The following is a 14613-nucleotide window of genomic DNA, read 5'->3' as shown; positions in this document are numbered from 1 at the left end:
CCGGGCTTTGCGGCCCGGGTGTGTCCCCGTTGCGCTTGTCCGGCAGCGGTTTCGATGACAAAAGCGCGCCATTCGCGGGCCCGAACTCCGTTTCGGGCCCGTACACTCGTTTAAGATCCTCAGACCCTTACGAGAGAAATGCCACAGGCGACCCCCTCCGGCCCGTTCGATGCCGGCCCGGTTCTCATCACGGGCGCGAGCGGTTTCCTGGGAGCGGCCCTCGTCGACGTCTTCCGCAAGGCCGGCTTCCCCGTCCGGATCATGGTCCGGGCCACCTCGCCGCGCACCAACCTGACCTGGACCGACGTCGAGATCGTCGAAGGCGACATGCGCGATCGCGCGGCCGTGGCGCGGGCGCTCCAGGGCCAGCGCTACCTCGTCCATGCCGCCGCCGATTACCGCCTCTGGGCACCGGATCCGGAGGAGATCGTCGCGACCAACCGCGACGGCGCCGTGATCCTGATGGAGGAGGCACTGCGCGCCGGCATCGAGCGCGTCGTCTACACCTCCAGCGTCGCAACCATCAAGCCGCACGACGACGGCACGCCGGCCGACGAGACCCGGCCGCTCACCCCCGCCACCGCCATCGGCGCCTACAAGCGCAGCAAGGTCGTGTCCGAGCGCGTGGTCGAGGAGATGGCGGCGCGCAACGGCTTGCCCGTGGTCATCGTCAATCCCTCGACACCCATCGGACCGCGCGACGTCAAGCCGACGCCCACCGGCCGCATCATCCTCGAAGCGGCCTTGGGACGGATGCCTGCTTTCGTCGATACCGGCCTGAACCTCGCCCATGTGGACGACGTGGCCGCCGGGCACCTGCTGGCCCTGCGGCACGGCCGGATCGGCGAGCGCTACATCCTCGGCGGCGAGAACGTGCTGCTGTCGCAGATGCTGGCCGACATCGCCGGCATGGTCGGCCGCAAGCCGCCGACGGTGAACCTGCCGCGGGCGGTGGTCTACCCGATCGCGTTCGTCTCCGAGCAGATCGCCCGCTTCACCGGCAAGGCACCCTTCGCGACGATCGACGGCATCCGGATGTCTCGCTACCGGATGTTCTTCTCCGATGCCAAGGCGCGGGCCGAGCTCGGCTACACTGCCCGGCCCTATCGCGAAGGCCTGTCCGACGCGATCGCCTGGTTCCGCCAGGAAGGACGCCTGTGATGAGCACGACGATCCAGACGGCCACCGAGGCGCGTACCGGCAAGGGCTACCGCGACGAGAACTTTCCCGTCGCGTCCCACCTGATTCATCCGAAGCATCGCAGCGCGATCCTGGCGTTCTACGACTTCGTCCGCGCCGGCGACGACGTGGCCGACCATACCGGCCTGTCGCCGGAGCGGAAGATCGAACTCCTCGATGCTCTGGCCGACGACCTGACCGGCAGCCGGCCGACGGATTCGGCGGCCGAGCCCCTGCGCCGCGAGCTCGCCGCCCGCGGTCTTCCGCCGACGCATGCGCTCGAACTGCTCGACGCGTTCCGCCTCGACGCGCGCAAGAGCCGCTACGCGGATTGGGACGAGCTGATCGCCTATTGCCGCCTGTCGGCCATGCCGGTCGGCCGCTACGTCCTCGACGTCCATGGCGAGGATCCGAGCGTGGTCTGGGGGCCGTCGGACGCGATCTGTGCCGCTCTCCAGATCATCAACCACCTGCAGGATTGCGGGAAGGACTACCGCGCGATCGACAGGGTCTACATCCCGCAGGACACCCTCGACAGCCACGGTGCGGCGATCTCGGAGCTCGGGGCCGACAAGGCTTCGCCCGCCCTGCGCGGCGTCATCGCCGAGCTGGCCGAGCGCACCATGGGCCTCCTCGAAGAGGGCGCGGTGCTGCCCGACCTCATCGCCGACCTGCGCCTCAGCCTGGAGATCGCCGCCATCCACCGCCTCGCCGTCGTGCTGTGCAAGGGGCTGATGGAGCGCGACCCGCTCAGCGAGAAGGTGCATCACGGCAAGGCCGCTTTCGCCCTGACCGCACTCGGCGGCATCGCCGCGACCCTGGCCCGCCGCCCCCTGCGTGGTCGCGCGCTGCGGGCGCAGGCCTCGAAGGTGGCGACTTCGAAGGTCGCGGAGGGGAGCTGGCCATGAGCGCCACGATGTCGCCCGCCGCCGAGAGCGCCGCCCCTGCGGTCGACGCCCTGCCCGCGAAATCCTCGTCCTTCTACACGGCGATGCGGCTTCTGCCGCCGGACCGGCGCGCGGCGATGTACGCGGTCTACGCCTTCTGCCGCGCCGTCGACGACGTCGCCGACGATGGCGGCCCCGCCCCGGTGCGGGCGGCGGAGCTCGACTGCTGGCGCACCGACATCGACGAGCTCTACGCCGGCCGGCCGGCGCCGCGGGTGCAGGACCTCGTCGTGCCGATCCGCCGCTACGGCCTCCTGCGCGAGGACTTTCAGGCGGTGATCGACGGCATGGCGATGGATGCCTTCGAGGACATCGTCGCCCCCGACGAGGCCACCCTCGACCTCTATTGCGACCGCGTTGCCAGCGCCGTCGGCCGCCTGTCGGTGCGGATCTTCGGAATCGCCGAGAAGGAAGGCATCGCCCTCGCCTATCACGAGGGCCGCGCGCTGCAGTTGACCAACATCCTGCGCGACATCGACGAGGATGCGGCCCGCAACCGCCTCTACCTGCCCCGCGAGAAGCTGGCCGCCATCGGCCTGACCGCACCGACGCCGCAGGCCGCCATCGACCATCCGCGGATCGGCGAGGTCTGCATCGCCGTGGCGCGTGAGGCCGAGGCGCATTACCGGGCGACCTGGGACATCATTGCCAAGTGTCCGCGCAAGGTGACGAAGGCGCCGCGCCTCATGGCGGCGGCCTACCGTCTCTACCTCGACGCGGTGCTGGCCCGCGGCTGGGAGAAGCCCCGCGCCCGCGTGAAGCCGGGCAAGCTCGCTCTCCTGGGCGTCGTCCTGCGGCACGGGATCGTCTGATGGCCGGTACGGTTCACGTCATCGGAGCCGGCCTCGCCGGCCTGTCCGCTGCCGTCTCGCTGGTGGAGCGCGGCGCCCGCGTCGTCGTGCACGAGGCGGCCAAGCAGGCCGGCGGGCGCTGCCGCTCGTACTTCGACCCGACCCTCGGGCTGACCATCGACAACGGCAACCACCTGCTCCTGTCGGGCAACACCTCGGCCCTCGAATTCATGCGCACCATCGGTGCGTCGGAGAGCGCCCTGTCCGGCCCGGCCGAGGCGGCCTTCCCCTTCGCGGACCTGAAGACCGGCGAGCGCTGGACCCTGCGCCCCAATGCCGGCCGGGTGCCGTGGTGGGTCCTGCAGGCCTCGCGCCGGGTCCCCGGCACGACGGCGCGCGACTACCTCGCGCCCCTCGGCATCCTGAAGGCCGCGGCCGGCAAGGGTCCGGGCCAGGGAGGCACCATCGGCGAGAGCATGGCCTGCGAAGGCACGCTCTACGAGCGCCTGTGGCACCCGGTGCTGCTGGCCGCCCTCAACACCGATCCGAAGGAGAGCGACACCGGGCTCGCGGCGACCATCCTGCGCGAGACCCTGGGCGCCGGCGGCAAGGCCTGCCGCCCCCTCGTCGCCGTGGGCGGCCTGTCGGCGGCCTTCGTCGATCCGGCGGTCGACTATCTGACCCGGCGCGGGGCCGAGCTGCGCTTCGGCCACCGGCTGCGCAGCCTGTCCTTCGGCGAGGGTCGGATCGCCAGCCTCGTCTTTAGCGACGAGACTATCGATCTCGGCCCCGCGGATGCGGTGGTCCTCGCCCTGCCGCCCTGGGTCGCCTGCGACCTGCTGCCGGGCCTGCCCGCCCCGCAGAGCCACCGCTCCATCGTCAACGCGCATTTTGCTGTGGTTCCGCCGCCGGGATCGCCGTTACTGCTCGGCGTGGTGAACGGAATGACGGAGTGGCTCTTCGCGTATCCGGATCGTCTGTCCGTGACTATCAGCGGTGCCGATCGCCTCTTGGATGTGCCGCGCGAAGATTTGGGACATCGGATCTGGTCCGAAATCGTGACTTTGACCGGTCTTGCACCGGAACTGCCAAGGTGGCAGATCGTCAAGGAGAAGCGGGCGACCTTCGCGGCAACGCCGGCCGAGGCGGCGCGGCGCTCCGGCGCCGTGACGGCCCACGAGAATCTCGTCCTGGCAGGCGATTGGACCGCAACCGGTCTGCCATCGACGATCGAGGGAGCCATCCGTTCAGGAACGACCGCCGCATCGGCCCTCGCCCGGAGGACCGGCACGTGCGGACAGGCACGAGCGCGCGGCGCGGCGTGAGATAAGGCGGCCGCCTGCGCGGCCGGTGAGGCGAGGACGATGCGGGACGCATTCAGGAAGGTCGAGGCGCTGCAGCGCCCCAAGACTCAGGAGATCTCACTCGAGGACGTCGAGCGGGGAGTCGTGCGCGCGACCCAGGCGCTGACGGCTTTGTCGCATGCCGACGGCCACCTGTGCTTCGAACTCGAGGCCGACGCGACGATCCCGTCCGAATACATCATGTTCCATCAGTTCCGCGCCACCGAGATCGCGCCGGAGCTGGAGACCAAGATTGGCAACTACCTGCGCCGTACGCAGGGCAAGCACGGCGGCTGGGCCCTTGTCCATGACGGCCCGTTCGACATGAGCGCCAGCGTCAAGGCCTACTACGCCCTCAAGATGAGCGGCGATTCGATCGAGGCCCCGCACATGCGCCGGGCGCGCGAGGCGATCCTGTCCCGCGGCGGCGCCGCCAATTCGAACGTCTTCACCCGCTTCCTCCTGGCTCTCTTCGGCGAGGTGCCGTGGCGCGCGGTGCCGGTGATGCCGGTGGAGATCATGCACCTGCCGAAGTGGTTCCCGTTCCACCTCGACAAGGTCTCCTACTGGGCACGCTGCGTCATCGTGCCGATGCTGGTGATCCAGGCCAGGAAGCCGCTCGCCCGCAATCCCCGCGGCATCGGCATCCCGGAGCTGTTCGTCGCCCCGCCGCAGACGGTGCGCACCTGGCCCGGCAGCCCGCACGCGACCTGGCCCTGGACGCCGATCTTCGGCGCCATCGACCGGATGCTGCAGGTCACGCAGGACTACTTCCCGAAGACGCCGCGGGCGCGGGCCATGGACAAGGCCGTGGCCTGGGTCAGCGAGCGGCTGAATGGCGATGACGGCCTCGGGGCGATCTTCCCCGCCATGGTCAACACCGTGCTGATGTACGACGTGCTCGGCTATCCGGCCGACCATCCCCAGGTGCGGATCGCCTGCGAGGCGATCGAGAAGCTCGTGGTCGTCAAGGAGCACGAGGCCTACGTGCAGCCCTGCCTGTCGCCGGTCTGGGATACGGCGCTGGCCGGGCACGCCCTGCTCGAAGCCGGCGGCCCCGATGCGGAGCACCAGGCCCGGCGCGGTCTCGACTGGCTTAAGCCGCTTCAGGTCCTCGACATCAAGGGCGACTGGGCGGCGGGCCGTCCGAACGTTCGCCCCGGCGGCTGGGCCTTTCAGTATGCCAACCCGCACTTCCCCGACCTCGACGACACCGCCGTGGTGGTGATGGCGATGGACCGGGCCTCGCACCAGCACGGACTCGTGGCCGATGTGCCGGATTACGGCGCCTCCATCGCCCGGGCCCGCGAGTGGGTCGAGGGCCTGCAGTCGAGCGACGGCGGCTGGGCGGCCTTCGATGCCGACAACAACCACCACTACCTGAACCATATTCCGTTCTCCGACCACGGCGCCCTGCTCGACCCGCCCACGGCAGACGTCACGGCCCGCGTGGTCTCGATGCTGGCGCAGCTCGGCGAGACCCGCGAGAGCTCGAAGGCGCTCGACCGCGGCGTCACCTACCTTCTGAACGACCAGGAGGAAGACGGCTCGTGGTACGGCCGCTGGGGCATGAACTTCATCTACGGCACCTGGTCGGTGCTGTGCGCCCTCAACGCGGCCGGCGTCGATCCGGCCTCGCCCGAGATCCGCAAGGCCGTCGCCTGGCTGATCCGCATCCAGAACCCGGATGGCGGATGGGGCGAGGACGCCTCGTCCTACAAGATCGATCCGGCCTTCGAGCCGGGCTACTCCACCGCGTCGCAGACGGCTTGGTCGCTGCTCGCCCTGATGGCGGCCGGCGAGGCCGACGATCCGGCGGTGACCCGCGGCATCAACTACCTGACCCGCACCCAGGGCGCCGATGGTTTCTGGGCCGAGGAGCGCTACACCGCCACCGGCTTCCCGCGGGTGTTCTACCTCCGGTATCACGGCTACCCGAAGTTCTTCCCCCTCTGGGCCATGGCGCGCTACCGCAACCTCCAGCGCAGCAACACCCGGAAGGTCGCCTTCGGCATGTGAGGCGAAGGCCGTGATGCGAAGGCCTGTGGCGGAAGGACGTCCGATGCGAAGGCCCCGGACCACGGCCGATCGAGCGGCCGCATGAGCGCGATCGCCCCGTCCGGCGCCCTCCCCGTCCTGGCCGTAACCGGTCTCGCCAAGGAGGCACGCCTCGCCTCGGGCACCGGCGTTCGCGCCGTCGGCGCGGGCGGAAATCCGGACCGCCTGCGCGCGCTCCTGGCCGCGCGGCCCGAGCCGGACTGCCGCGCCGTGGTCAGCATCGGCATCGCCGGCGGTCTCGACCCGTCCCTGAAGCCCGGCGACGTGCTGATCGGGACCACCATCGTCACACCGACGCAGCGCTACCCGGCTGATCCGGCCATCGTCGCGACCTGGATACGTGCGCTGGCGGGATCAGGCCTGATCGTCCGCGAAGCCGTCCTGGCCGGCGTCGATGCCGCTGTGATCGACGTCCCTGCCAAGGCGGCCCTGCACACGGCCACCGGGAGCGCCGGGGTCGACATGGAATCGCACGTCGCGGCTGCCTATGCCGCGCAGCATGGGCTGCCCTTCGCGGCCCTGCGCATCGTCTGCGATCCGGCCGACCGCGCAATCCCGGCCTTCGCCGCGCAGGTGCTCAAGCCCGATGGCGAGCCCGACATCCGCGCGGTGCTGGGCGCCATCGCGCGCCAGCCCGGCCAGATCCCCGCCCTGATCCGCCTGGCGCGCGATTCGGGCCGGGCCTTCCAGAGCTTGACCCGATGCCGGGTCCTGCTCGGAACCGCCCTCGGTGTCCCGTCCGCCTGAGATTGCGACGTCCACGGCCTGCGCCGCGACGGCCACGCGTCAGCGACCACCCGGCCCGCCGGGACCACGCCCGGGACCACCGCCGAAGCCACCCGGCCCTTCCGGGCCGCCGAGCCCACCCCCCGGCCCGCGCCCGAATCCGCCGGGGCGCTCGAAGCCGCCGCCCGGCGCTCCACCGAATCCGCCCCCGGGTCGCGCGTGCTCGCTGCCCGGCGGCGAGCGGGTATCGATGTCGAAGCGCGGTGCGCCGCCGGGCTGGCCCCCGGGCAGACGCCCGTCGAGGCCGCGTCCTTCCAAACCCCGACCCTCCAAACCCCGACCGTCGAGACCTCGTCCTTCCAGGCCTCTGCCTTCGCCACCTCGACCGTCGAAACCACGGCCCTCGGATCTCGGTCGCGATCCGCGATCGGGATCTGCCTGGGAGCCGGAACGCTCGGTGCCGCGCGTGTCGATGCGCAGGCTCTCGACACTCAGGCGGCCGTCTCGGGACGGCTCGGCGATGACGACCGCGCGCACGCTGCCGCGACGGGGCAGTCCGGGGTCGGGCCGCCCCGTGATGTCGAGACCGGACCCGATCTGCAGACCTCGGGCATTGCGGCCGACATAGGCCTCGATCGAGACGCGGCGCAGGCCCGGGACGAAGAGCGCACGCGAATCCTCGATCCCCGCGACCGTGAGGCTCGACCCCGCCTGGGCGCCCGTGACGACCGCCCGCCGTCCGATCTGACCGGCATCGACACCGACGAGGCGGAGATCGCCGATCATCGGGTTTCCGTCCGGCCCCCGTCGAACCGGACCGGCCACCCGCGCGGGTCCGTCCGACCGACGCTCCACCAGCGAGGCGACGACCACACCGTCGGGGCGCCGCAGGCCACTCACCGCGACGCGGTCGCCGACCGTCCATCCCTCCCGCTGGGTCGTCGGCAGGGCAACCCGCTGCCCGAGGACGGTGAGGCCGCCCTTCCGAACGGCCTCGACGGGTCCCACGACTTCGCTCGTGACATCGATGCGCCGGGTGCCGAGGGTGCCGCCGGTCTCGAGAGCGACGACGCGGACCACGTGCCCGATCCGCAGGTCGCCCACCGCCGCGGAACGCCCGTCGATCCGCACGGGAACGTCCGGCGGGTAGGTGATGCGCAGGTCGTTGACGATGATCGATCCGAACTTGCGGATCGTCCCGATCACGCCGGTCCCGCCGAGGCCGCGGTCGCCTTCCGAGTCCGACCCGTCTCCGGGCGGATGGCTCGGACGGGCGCCGGTGCCGCCGATGCCCTGGTCGCGGATCGGCGGGAGCGGGTCCGCGCCGGCCGCCAGCGCGAGGGGTGCCGTGGCGAGCAGGCGCAGGGCGTCGCGGCGGTTCGGTGCGCGCATGGACGCCGTCCTCACGCCTTGGCCGCCGCGGGCGGCGCATCCTCGGCATAGACGTAGACGCCGAAATTCCAGCGATGAGTGCCGCCGGCATCGGTCTCACAGGCCGCGTGGGCCTCCCGGTTGGCCTGCTGCAGCGCCTCCATGGCGATCTCGCGGGCGCGGGCTTCGAGACGGTCAGCCAGCTCCTTGGACAGGCCGTCGTAATGGACTGCACGCTCGAGGAAGCGCGGCGTCGGCCCTGTGATGTTGGCGACGCTCGCGGCGATGTGGTCGTGCAGGTTTCGGCCGAAGTAATACAGCTGGGACTCCCCGCCCCCCTTCGGCACGTAGGCCGCCTCCGCGAGGACGATGTGGCCGTCGGCATCGGCGACCACGAGGCCGCGGTCGAGCCACTCGTCGAGGACGGCGCGAGGGCGCAGATCGCGGGTCACGGCCGCGACGAGCTCTTCGAAGGATGCGCCCTTCCCCTCGTTCGCCCGCGTCAGGGGCCGGGGTTGGCCATCCGCGTCGGTGAAGGCGGGATCGGCGAGCCAGCGCGCGATGATCCGGCTGGTGCGTGACACGGAGGACGGCACGGCGCTGACGGGGGCGCCGGCTCCGCGCAGGCGGCTGACCTCCTTGCGGTGGATTCCGGTCAAGAGGCTGACCCGGCTGTCGGTCTGCTCCTTACCGGGCAGCGCGAAGTCGTACTCGGCGACGTTCACGTAGAGCTCGCGCAGGAGCGTCGTGAGTGCCGGGAAGGTGATGCCTCGCGCCACGAAGAGGCGAACAAGCGGCCGGAGCAGACGCGCGACGGGGGCGTGGAGGTTCGCTCCCTCGGAGAGAGTCTCGGTCGGATCGGCCATAGGCCTACCATAGCCAACGCGGTGTGGGACACAATCCCACGGCGTGTGCTCCGACACCTTCGCTGGGCGAGAACGCAATTGACGTGGGAAAATTGCCCACATACGAAGATGGGAGCAAATCCACCCGGGAGCGCCGCCATGGCCCAGTTGACGCCTCTTCGTCTTACGGATGCCCTGCCGCCCCTGCGTGCGGATATGTCGGCGCGGGCGGCGGGACCGACGGGCCGGTCGCCGGCGATCTTGGCGCGCGGCCTGGGCGTTCTGGCGGCAGTCGCGCTGGGTACCCTCGTCCTGGCCTCGACCGGCCAGCGGACCACCCTGGCGGCGAAGGACCTGACAGCGGCAACGGACGTGTCGCGAGCCGTGGCGACCCGCCTTGCCCCGCCCAGCCGAATGGCTGCGGCGACCGATTTTGCGCGAGCCAACTGATGTCAGGCGTCGCGAGCCGTTCCCTCAGTCGGTCGGATCACCGGCAGCCGCGCCTGGTCATCGACCTGCTCCTTTGCGCCGTTCCGGCTATCGCCACCGTCATCCTGCTGATCCTGAGCCTTCAGGCCTGAGCCCTTCGGTCATGGACGGCCAGACACCGACACGACCCTTCGACCACCACCGCCGCCGCACGCGATCGCAGAACGCCCAATGTTTCGAGCCGATCCCCGCTTGAGCCCATCCCTACAGGCCTGCCTGCCCCGTCACCGGTCTGCGCGGACGCGGCACCCGTACGAACGGGCCTTCGTGGTCTGGTGGCGTACGCTGATCGGCCGGATGGCGAACACCCATCGGCGCGACTGAGTCACGCGAGCATCGCCCTCGGTAAGACCTACTCCAAGGATAGGCCTCGCCGTCGGAGCGAACGCCCGGTGGGATCAGGCGGCTCGGATGGAGGGCGCGACCGTGGGGACCTCGGGCACCTTGCGGACCGCCTCGGCCTCGCGGCACAGGGCCGAGGCCAGGCAACGGGCACGCTCCACCCACATGTCGCGCTCCTGACGGAGAGCCTCGACCGCGGCGTGGTCCTGTGCCTGTTCGATGCGCAGATCGTCGATCTCCTCGCGCAATGCCGTCGTCCGGCGCCGTTCCTGAGCCAGGGCCTCCCGAAGCACCGCCAGCGCGGCGTGCTCGGACGCTGCGGGGTGGCCTGCTGGAGCGCGCGGGCTCGCCGGAACAGGCGGGTTCGTCGGACGCAGGTCCGCCACCTCAGTGCGGATACGGTCGACGTCGAGACCGGTCGCATCGGGCGTCGGCGCTGCTGCGGCAGGTGTCTCCGTGCGCCCGGTCTCCGTGCCGGCCGGCGTCGCGCCGATCGATGCGCTGGCGGGTACCCCTTCCTCCTCGATCACCAGACCGTGGAGCATCCGGAACACAGCGTCGCCGTCGAGCCGGGAGAGGTCGAAGCCGCTCTCGCGGGCGAGGTCGCTCCACAGCGTCTGCCCGGCCTCGGCCTGGCCGATAAAGGCCATCGACCAGTTTGCGAAGCCCCGTACCTCCGTCGGCCCGCACTCCAGCACCGTCACGTCGCCGTGCCGCTGATCGCGCTGGATCCGCTCGAAGGTCCGCTCAACCCCCTGGCGCGGGCCTTCCAGAACCTGCGCGAAGGCGCCGCCGTTGAACATCAGGGCGCCGGTGACGCCGACTTCGGCGTTGTTCCGCTGTGAGGTCGCGAGGATCTGCGCCACGGCGCTGCTCGCCTCGGCGTCGCTCACCGTGAGCAGGTTCTTGCTGGCATAGACGAGACGATAGAGGTCGCTCACATCCGATCTCCGGAAAGGCTGGACAATCTTAAGGCTGAACACACTGGGCGATGGCCGCCTCCCGCCTGGGCGAGGCCGTGCGGGCCGAGGTCGGTGAACAGGGCAAGCAGCGCCTCGGCCGGGATCGGCCGGCTGACGAGGTAGCCCTGGACGTCGGTGCACCCCTCCGCGCGGATGCGGCGCATCTGGTCCTCGGTCTCGACGCCCTCGGCGACGGTGGTCATGCCGAGGCTGCGCCCGAGCCCCGCGATCGCGCGGATCACCGCGTCGCCGTCCGGCTTCTGGGTGATGTCGGCCACGAAGGAGCGATCGATCTTGATCTTGTCGAAGGGGAACGAGCGCAGGTAGCTCAGCGACGAGTACCCGGTCCCGAAGTCGTCCATGGAGACCCGGATGCCGAGGGCCCGCAGCCGGTGCAGGGTCCGCAGGGTCCGCTCGTTCTCCTGCAGGAGAACGCCCTCGGTGATCTCGATCTCCAGGCGGCTCGCCGGGAGGCCGGAACTCGCCAGCGCGGAGACGATGACCTCGACGAGGCGATCGCCCTTGAATTGGGCGGGCGACACGTTGACCGCGACGGTGATCGCCGCGGGCCACGTCGCGGCGTCGCGGCAGGCCTGGCGGATGACCCATTCGCCGATCGGGACGATCAGCCCGATTTCCTCGGCGAGGGGAATGAACTCCCCCGGTGGGACCAGCCCGCGTTCCGGGTGATGCCAGCGCAGCAGCGCCTCGCAGCCGGTGACGCGGTCGTTCTCCAGGTTCAGCTGCGGCTGGTAGTGGAGGGAGAACTCGCGCCGGCCGAGGGCCTGGCGGATATCGAGTTCGAGCCGGCGGCGCGCCTGCATGCGCGCATCCATCTCGGCCTCGAAGAAACGGAAGGCCCCGCGCCCGTCGAGCTTCGCCCGGTAGAGGGCGAGATCGGCGCATTTCAGGAGCCGATCCACGTCGGTCCCGTCGCGGGGCGCCACCGCGACGCCGACGCTGGCGCCGATGGTGAGCAACTGCCCTTCGATCATGTAGGTGCGGCCGATGAGGTCGACGATCCGACGCGCCAGGACCCGCGACTCCTCGGGGTCCGTCACGCCGCGCTGGACTACGACGAATTCGTCCCCGCCGATGCGGGCGACCGTGTCGCACGGACGGAGCGTGGCGAGGAGGCGGTCGGCGACCTTCGCCAGGAGCGCGTCGCCGATCGCGTGCCCCAGGGTGTCGTTGACGGGCTTGAACCGGTCGAGGTCCACCAGGAGCACCGCGCAGGCATCGTCGGAGGTCGCCACTTGGACGAGGGCTTCCTCCAGGCGTTCGCGCAGGTGCAGGCGGTTCGGCAGGCCGGTGAGCGGATCGAGGCGGGCGCGCTCGCTGGCCGCGGTCTCGGCGGCGCGGCGCAGGGTGACGTCCTCGAGGGTGATGGTCCAACCCCGGCAGGCGCCGCGGGAGCAGCCGAACGGCTGGATGCCGATCTCGAGCGTCAAGCCCGCGCGCAGGATCTCGAAGGCGAGGCCTTCGCAACGGTCGAGGGCGCGGCGCACCTGAGCGAACAGGGTATCCCGGCGGAGGGGGAGGAGACGGCAGAGCGTGTGGAGGGTCTGACGAAGGCTCGGACGGTCGGGCAGCCCGAACCCGCTCACCAAGTCCCGCGCCGGTCCCGTGCAGAGGAGCAGCTGGCCCCCCTCGAAGACGATGAAGCCCTGTCGCACGACGTCGAGATAGGGCGCCGGCCCGAGGGCGGTCTCGGACGACCCTGGGATCGTCTCCGGTCTCGCAAGAACCTGGACTGCCTGCATCACGTCGCCGCTCCGGTGCGCATCCGGAATGCGCCAGCGCCGAGAGATTAGAGGCTCGAAAGTAAATTATAGGTTTTTGACCCGTCGTTTTTCAGACGTTAAAATCAAGTCCGACGCGAGAGGCCGATCCACTACAATACGCCGGAGATTTTAAACTTACTCTCGCGAAATCGACTGCGAAGAATATCCAGATTGGAGAAAATCGACTCTATCCAGCGATGACGCAGCCGAACTCTATTGTTAGCTTTACCCCAAAATTCGAATGATCTCGCCGACGCAATCGGGGGGAAAGGCATCGGCGAGACCCGGTCGCTCCGAAGACGGCGCGACGGTTCGAACATGTCGGACAATTGCAGCCCGCACATTCACACACAACAACGCGACGCTAAATCGTCGAGGGCGGAAGCCTCTTCGAATGCGACGCTGAAGGATGTCTCAGTGCGGACGCGCGACAGCCCGCCATACCTAGCCGAAAGACCGATTCTCCGACAATTGCCGGGCGATCCAAGCCTGCGCCTCCTCGAGATCCGCGAAGATCGGCGCATGCGGATCCTCGACACATCCGAAGCCCACTTCCAGAAACCAGTGTCCAGCCTCGGAAACGTGCTCGCTGGAGAGTTGGACGAGCACCGCCACGAGCATCCCATCCTCGAAAACCAACCGGCTCTCGCGGTCATTGCTGCCCGTCGCGATCTGGACGGGCTGGAGTTTCATGGTCATGCCGCGGCCCGCGTTCCCAGGTGCAGGTATTTCGAGTTGAATTCCGCTATCGCTTTCAGACGCTGACGATCCAGAATCGTCAGCGTCCTGCCCTTGAGTTCAATCACGCCTTGGCGCCTGAGTTCCTGGAGCGACCGATTCACGTGCACATTCGAGAGCCCGACGGTGTCAGCGAGATCGAGCTGCGTGACCGGGAACTCGTAGGAATTTTCGCTCGCGAACCCGACCACCTGCAGGCGCACGAGCAGTTCACAGAACAAGTGGGCAATCCGCTCGATGGCCGATCGGCAGCCGACATTGACCAGCCATTCGCGCAAGGTCGCCTCGTCGACCAGTGTCCCGAGGCGCAGGGAGCGCGCGATCGCCGGGTGCTCGTCCATGATCCGTTTGACGACGTCGGTGGAAATGCGCACCACGCGGCAGACGGACAGGGTGGTGATGGTGTGGTCCATCTGCGTGAGCAGGGCCACATCGAGGTCGCAGGCGTCGCCCGGCACCAGATAGGCGGTGATCTGCCGTGCCCCATTCGCGCGGTGCTTCTGCCGACAGGCGATGCCCTCCAGGATTAGGATCACGCCATCCGGTGCATCACCCTCGCGGATCAGGTCGACGCGCGGACCGATGACGTAACCGTTGGCACTGATGCGCCGGAGCACGGCTCGATCCTCCTCGGCGAGGGGTCCGAACCCTTCGAGCTTCCGGACCAGGGGGTTCGATGAATCGGCGAGAGGGATCGAGGAATGAGACGACAAGACCTTGTCCGTAATCCTGGCAGCTATCTTCGGATCGCATGAGGTCGCGACCGGCGGTGCAGCGATCGACGCTCACATGGCGCAGAGTCGGCGGCAGATCGGCAAAGGGCGCCGGCAGGACGTCGGACCCAGCGGAACAGGCCTGTTCCGGAGCGCCGGACGCCCGCCGTCGGTCACACGACCCGGCCAGCTCCGCCATCGTCCCGCGCCGCGCCTGCGACATCGCCCCGGCGTTCCTGCCCGGCGTTCCCCTTCGGTGCGCCGATCCAACGATGTCATGCTGCGCTCCGACGGCGCCCCGCGCAGGAGAAATCGCAGGGTTTTG

The 14613-nt window shown here is 69.7% G+C and carries 13 protein-coding genes; 7 read left to right on the top strand and 6 right to left on the bottom strand.

Annotated elements, in window-relative coordinates; translation table 11 throughout:
* The first annotated feature begins 138 nt into the window (after window positions 1-138).
* The 6 genes from hpnA to AC1MGR_RS07345 all read left to right on the top strand — a co-directional run bounded on the left by hpnA (window position 139) and on the right by AC1MGR_RS07345 (window position 7065).
* Window positions 139-1161 carry a hopanoid-associated sugar epimerase gene (gene hpnA / locus AC1MGR_RS07370; RefSeq protein ID WP_108039509.1) on the top strand — a complete coding sequence of 341 codons (1023 nt, stop codon included), beginning with the start codon at window positions 139-141 and terminating at the stop codon, window positions 1159-1161.
* Window positions 1161-2087, top strand: a complete 927-nt coding sequence (gene hpnC, locus AC1MGR_RS07365; protein ID WP_480234162.1) for a squalene synthase HpnC — start codon at window positions 1161-1163, stop codon at window positions 2085-2087. Before hpnA ends, hpnC begins: the two co-directional genes overlap by 1 nt.
* Entirely contained in the window at window positions 2084-2938 is an 855-nt protein-coding gene (gene hpnD / locus AC1MGR_RS07360) for a presqualene diphosphate synthase HpnD (protein ID WP_480234161.1), read from the top strand. The genes hpnC and hpnD overlap by 4 nt, the downstream gene beginning before the upstream one ends.
* The gene (gene hpnE / locus AC1MGR_RS07355; protein ID WP_480234160.1) at window positions 2938-4242 is read left to right on the top strand and encodes a hydroxysqualene dehydroxylase HpnE; all 1305 of its coding nucleotides are present in this window, start codon (window positions 2938-2940) and stop codon (window positions 4240-4242) included. Before hpnD ends, hpnE begins: the two co-directional genes overlap by 1 nt.
* Window positions 4243-4281: 39 nt before the next feature.
* Window positions 4282-6279, top strand: coding sequence for a squalene--hopene cyclase (gene shc / locus AC1MGR_RS07350; protein ID WP_480234159.1), 1998 nt, complete (start codon window positions 4282-4284; stop codon window positions 6277-6279).
* Window positions 6280-6360: 81 nt separating this feature from the next.
* Window positions 6361-7065, top strand: a complete 705-nt coding sequence (locus AC1MGR_RS07345) for a phosphorylase (RefSeq protein ID WP_480234158.1) — start codon at window positions 6361-6363, stop codon at window positions 7063-7065.
* 39 nt (window positions 7066-7104) lie between these two features.
* Here the strand turns inward: AC1MGR_RS07345 and AC1MGR_RS07340 are convergent, their stop codons facing one another.
* Both AC1MGR_RS07340 and AC1MGR_RS07335 read right to left on the bottom strand, forming a co-directional pair.
* Window positions 7105-8436, bottom strand: a complete 1332-nt coding sequence (locus AC1MGR_RS07340) for a DUF5666 domain-containing protein (protein WP_480234157.1) — start codon at window positions 8434-8436, stop codon at window positions 7105-7107.
* A gap of 11 nt (window positions 8437-8447) precedes the next feature.
* Complete coding sequence (locus tag AC1MGR_RS07335; protein WP_108039523.1) at window positions 8448-9281, bottom strand: DUF6502 family protein; 834 nt, start codon at window positions 9279-9281, stop codon at window positions 8448-8450.
* 138 nt (window positions 9282-9419) lie between these two features.
* Between AC1MGR_RS07335 and AC1MGR_RS07330 the strand changes: the two genes are divergently transcribed.
* Window positions 9420-9710: a hypothetical protein gene (locus tag AC1MGR_RS07330; protein WP_480234156.1), complete on the top strand. Its 291-nt coding sequence runs from the start codon at window positions 9420-9422 to the stop codon at window positions 9708-9710.
* Between the two features lie 437 nt (window positions 9711-10147).
* On the opposite strand, the gene AC1MGR_RS07325 is transcribed toward AC1MGR_RS07330, so the two are convergent.
* The 4 genes from AC1MGR_RS07325 to AC1MGR_RS07310 all read right to left on the bottom strand — a co-directional run bounded on the left by AC1MGR_RS07325 (window position 10148) and on the right by AC1MGR_RS07310 (window position 14192).
* The gene (locus tag AC1MGR_RS07325) at window positions 10148-11032 is read right to left on the bottom strand and encodes a BLUF domain-containing protein (RefSeq protein ID WP_480234155.1); all 885 of its coding nucleotides are present in this window, start codon (window positions 11030-11032) and stop codon (window positions 10148-10150) included.
* Window positions 11029-12330 (bottom strand): putative bifunctional diguanylate cyclase/phosphodiesterase, encoded by a 1302-nt coding sequence (locus AC1MGR_RS07320; RefSeq protein WP_480234741.1) that lies wholly within the window; start codon window positions 12328-12330, stop codon window positions 11029-11031. The genes AC1MGR_RS07325 and AC1MGR_RS07320 overlap by 4 nt, the downstream gene beginning before the upstream one ends.
* Before the next feature lie 951 nt (window positions 12331-13281).
* On the bottom strand, window positions 13282-13536 hold the full coding sequence (locus AC1MGR_RS07315; protein WP_108039530.1) for a hypothetical protein: 255 nt from the start codon (window positions 13534-13536) through the stop codon (window positions 13282-13284).
* Complete coding sequence (locus AC1MGR_RS07310; RefSeq protein WP_480234154.1) at window positions 13533-14192, bottom strand: Crp/Fnr family transcriptional regulator; 660 nt, start codon at window positions 14190-14192, stop codon at window positions 13533-13535. Before AC1MGR_RS07310 ends, AC1MGR_RS07315 begins: the two co-directional genes overlap by 4 nt.
* Between the last annotated feature and the right edge of the window lie 421 nt (window positions 14193-14613).

The organism is Methylobacterium sp. BI1, assembly GCF_056680125.1.
This window is presented reverse-complemented; position numbering and strand designations above follow the sequence as displayed.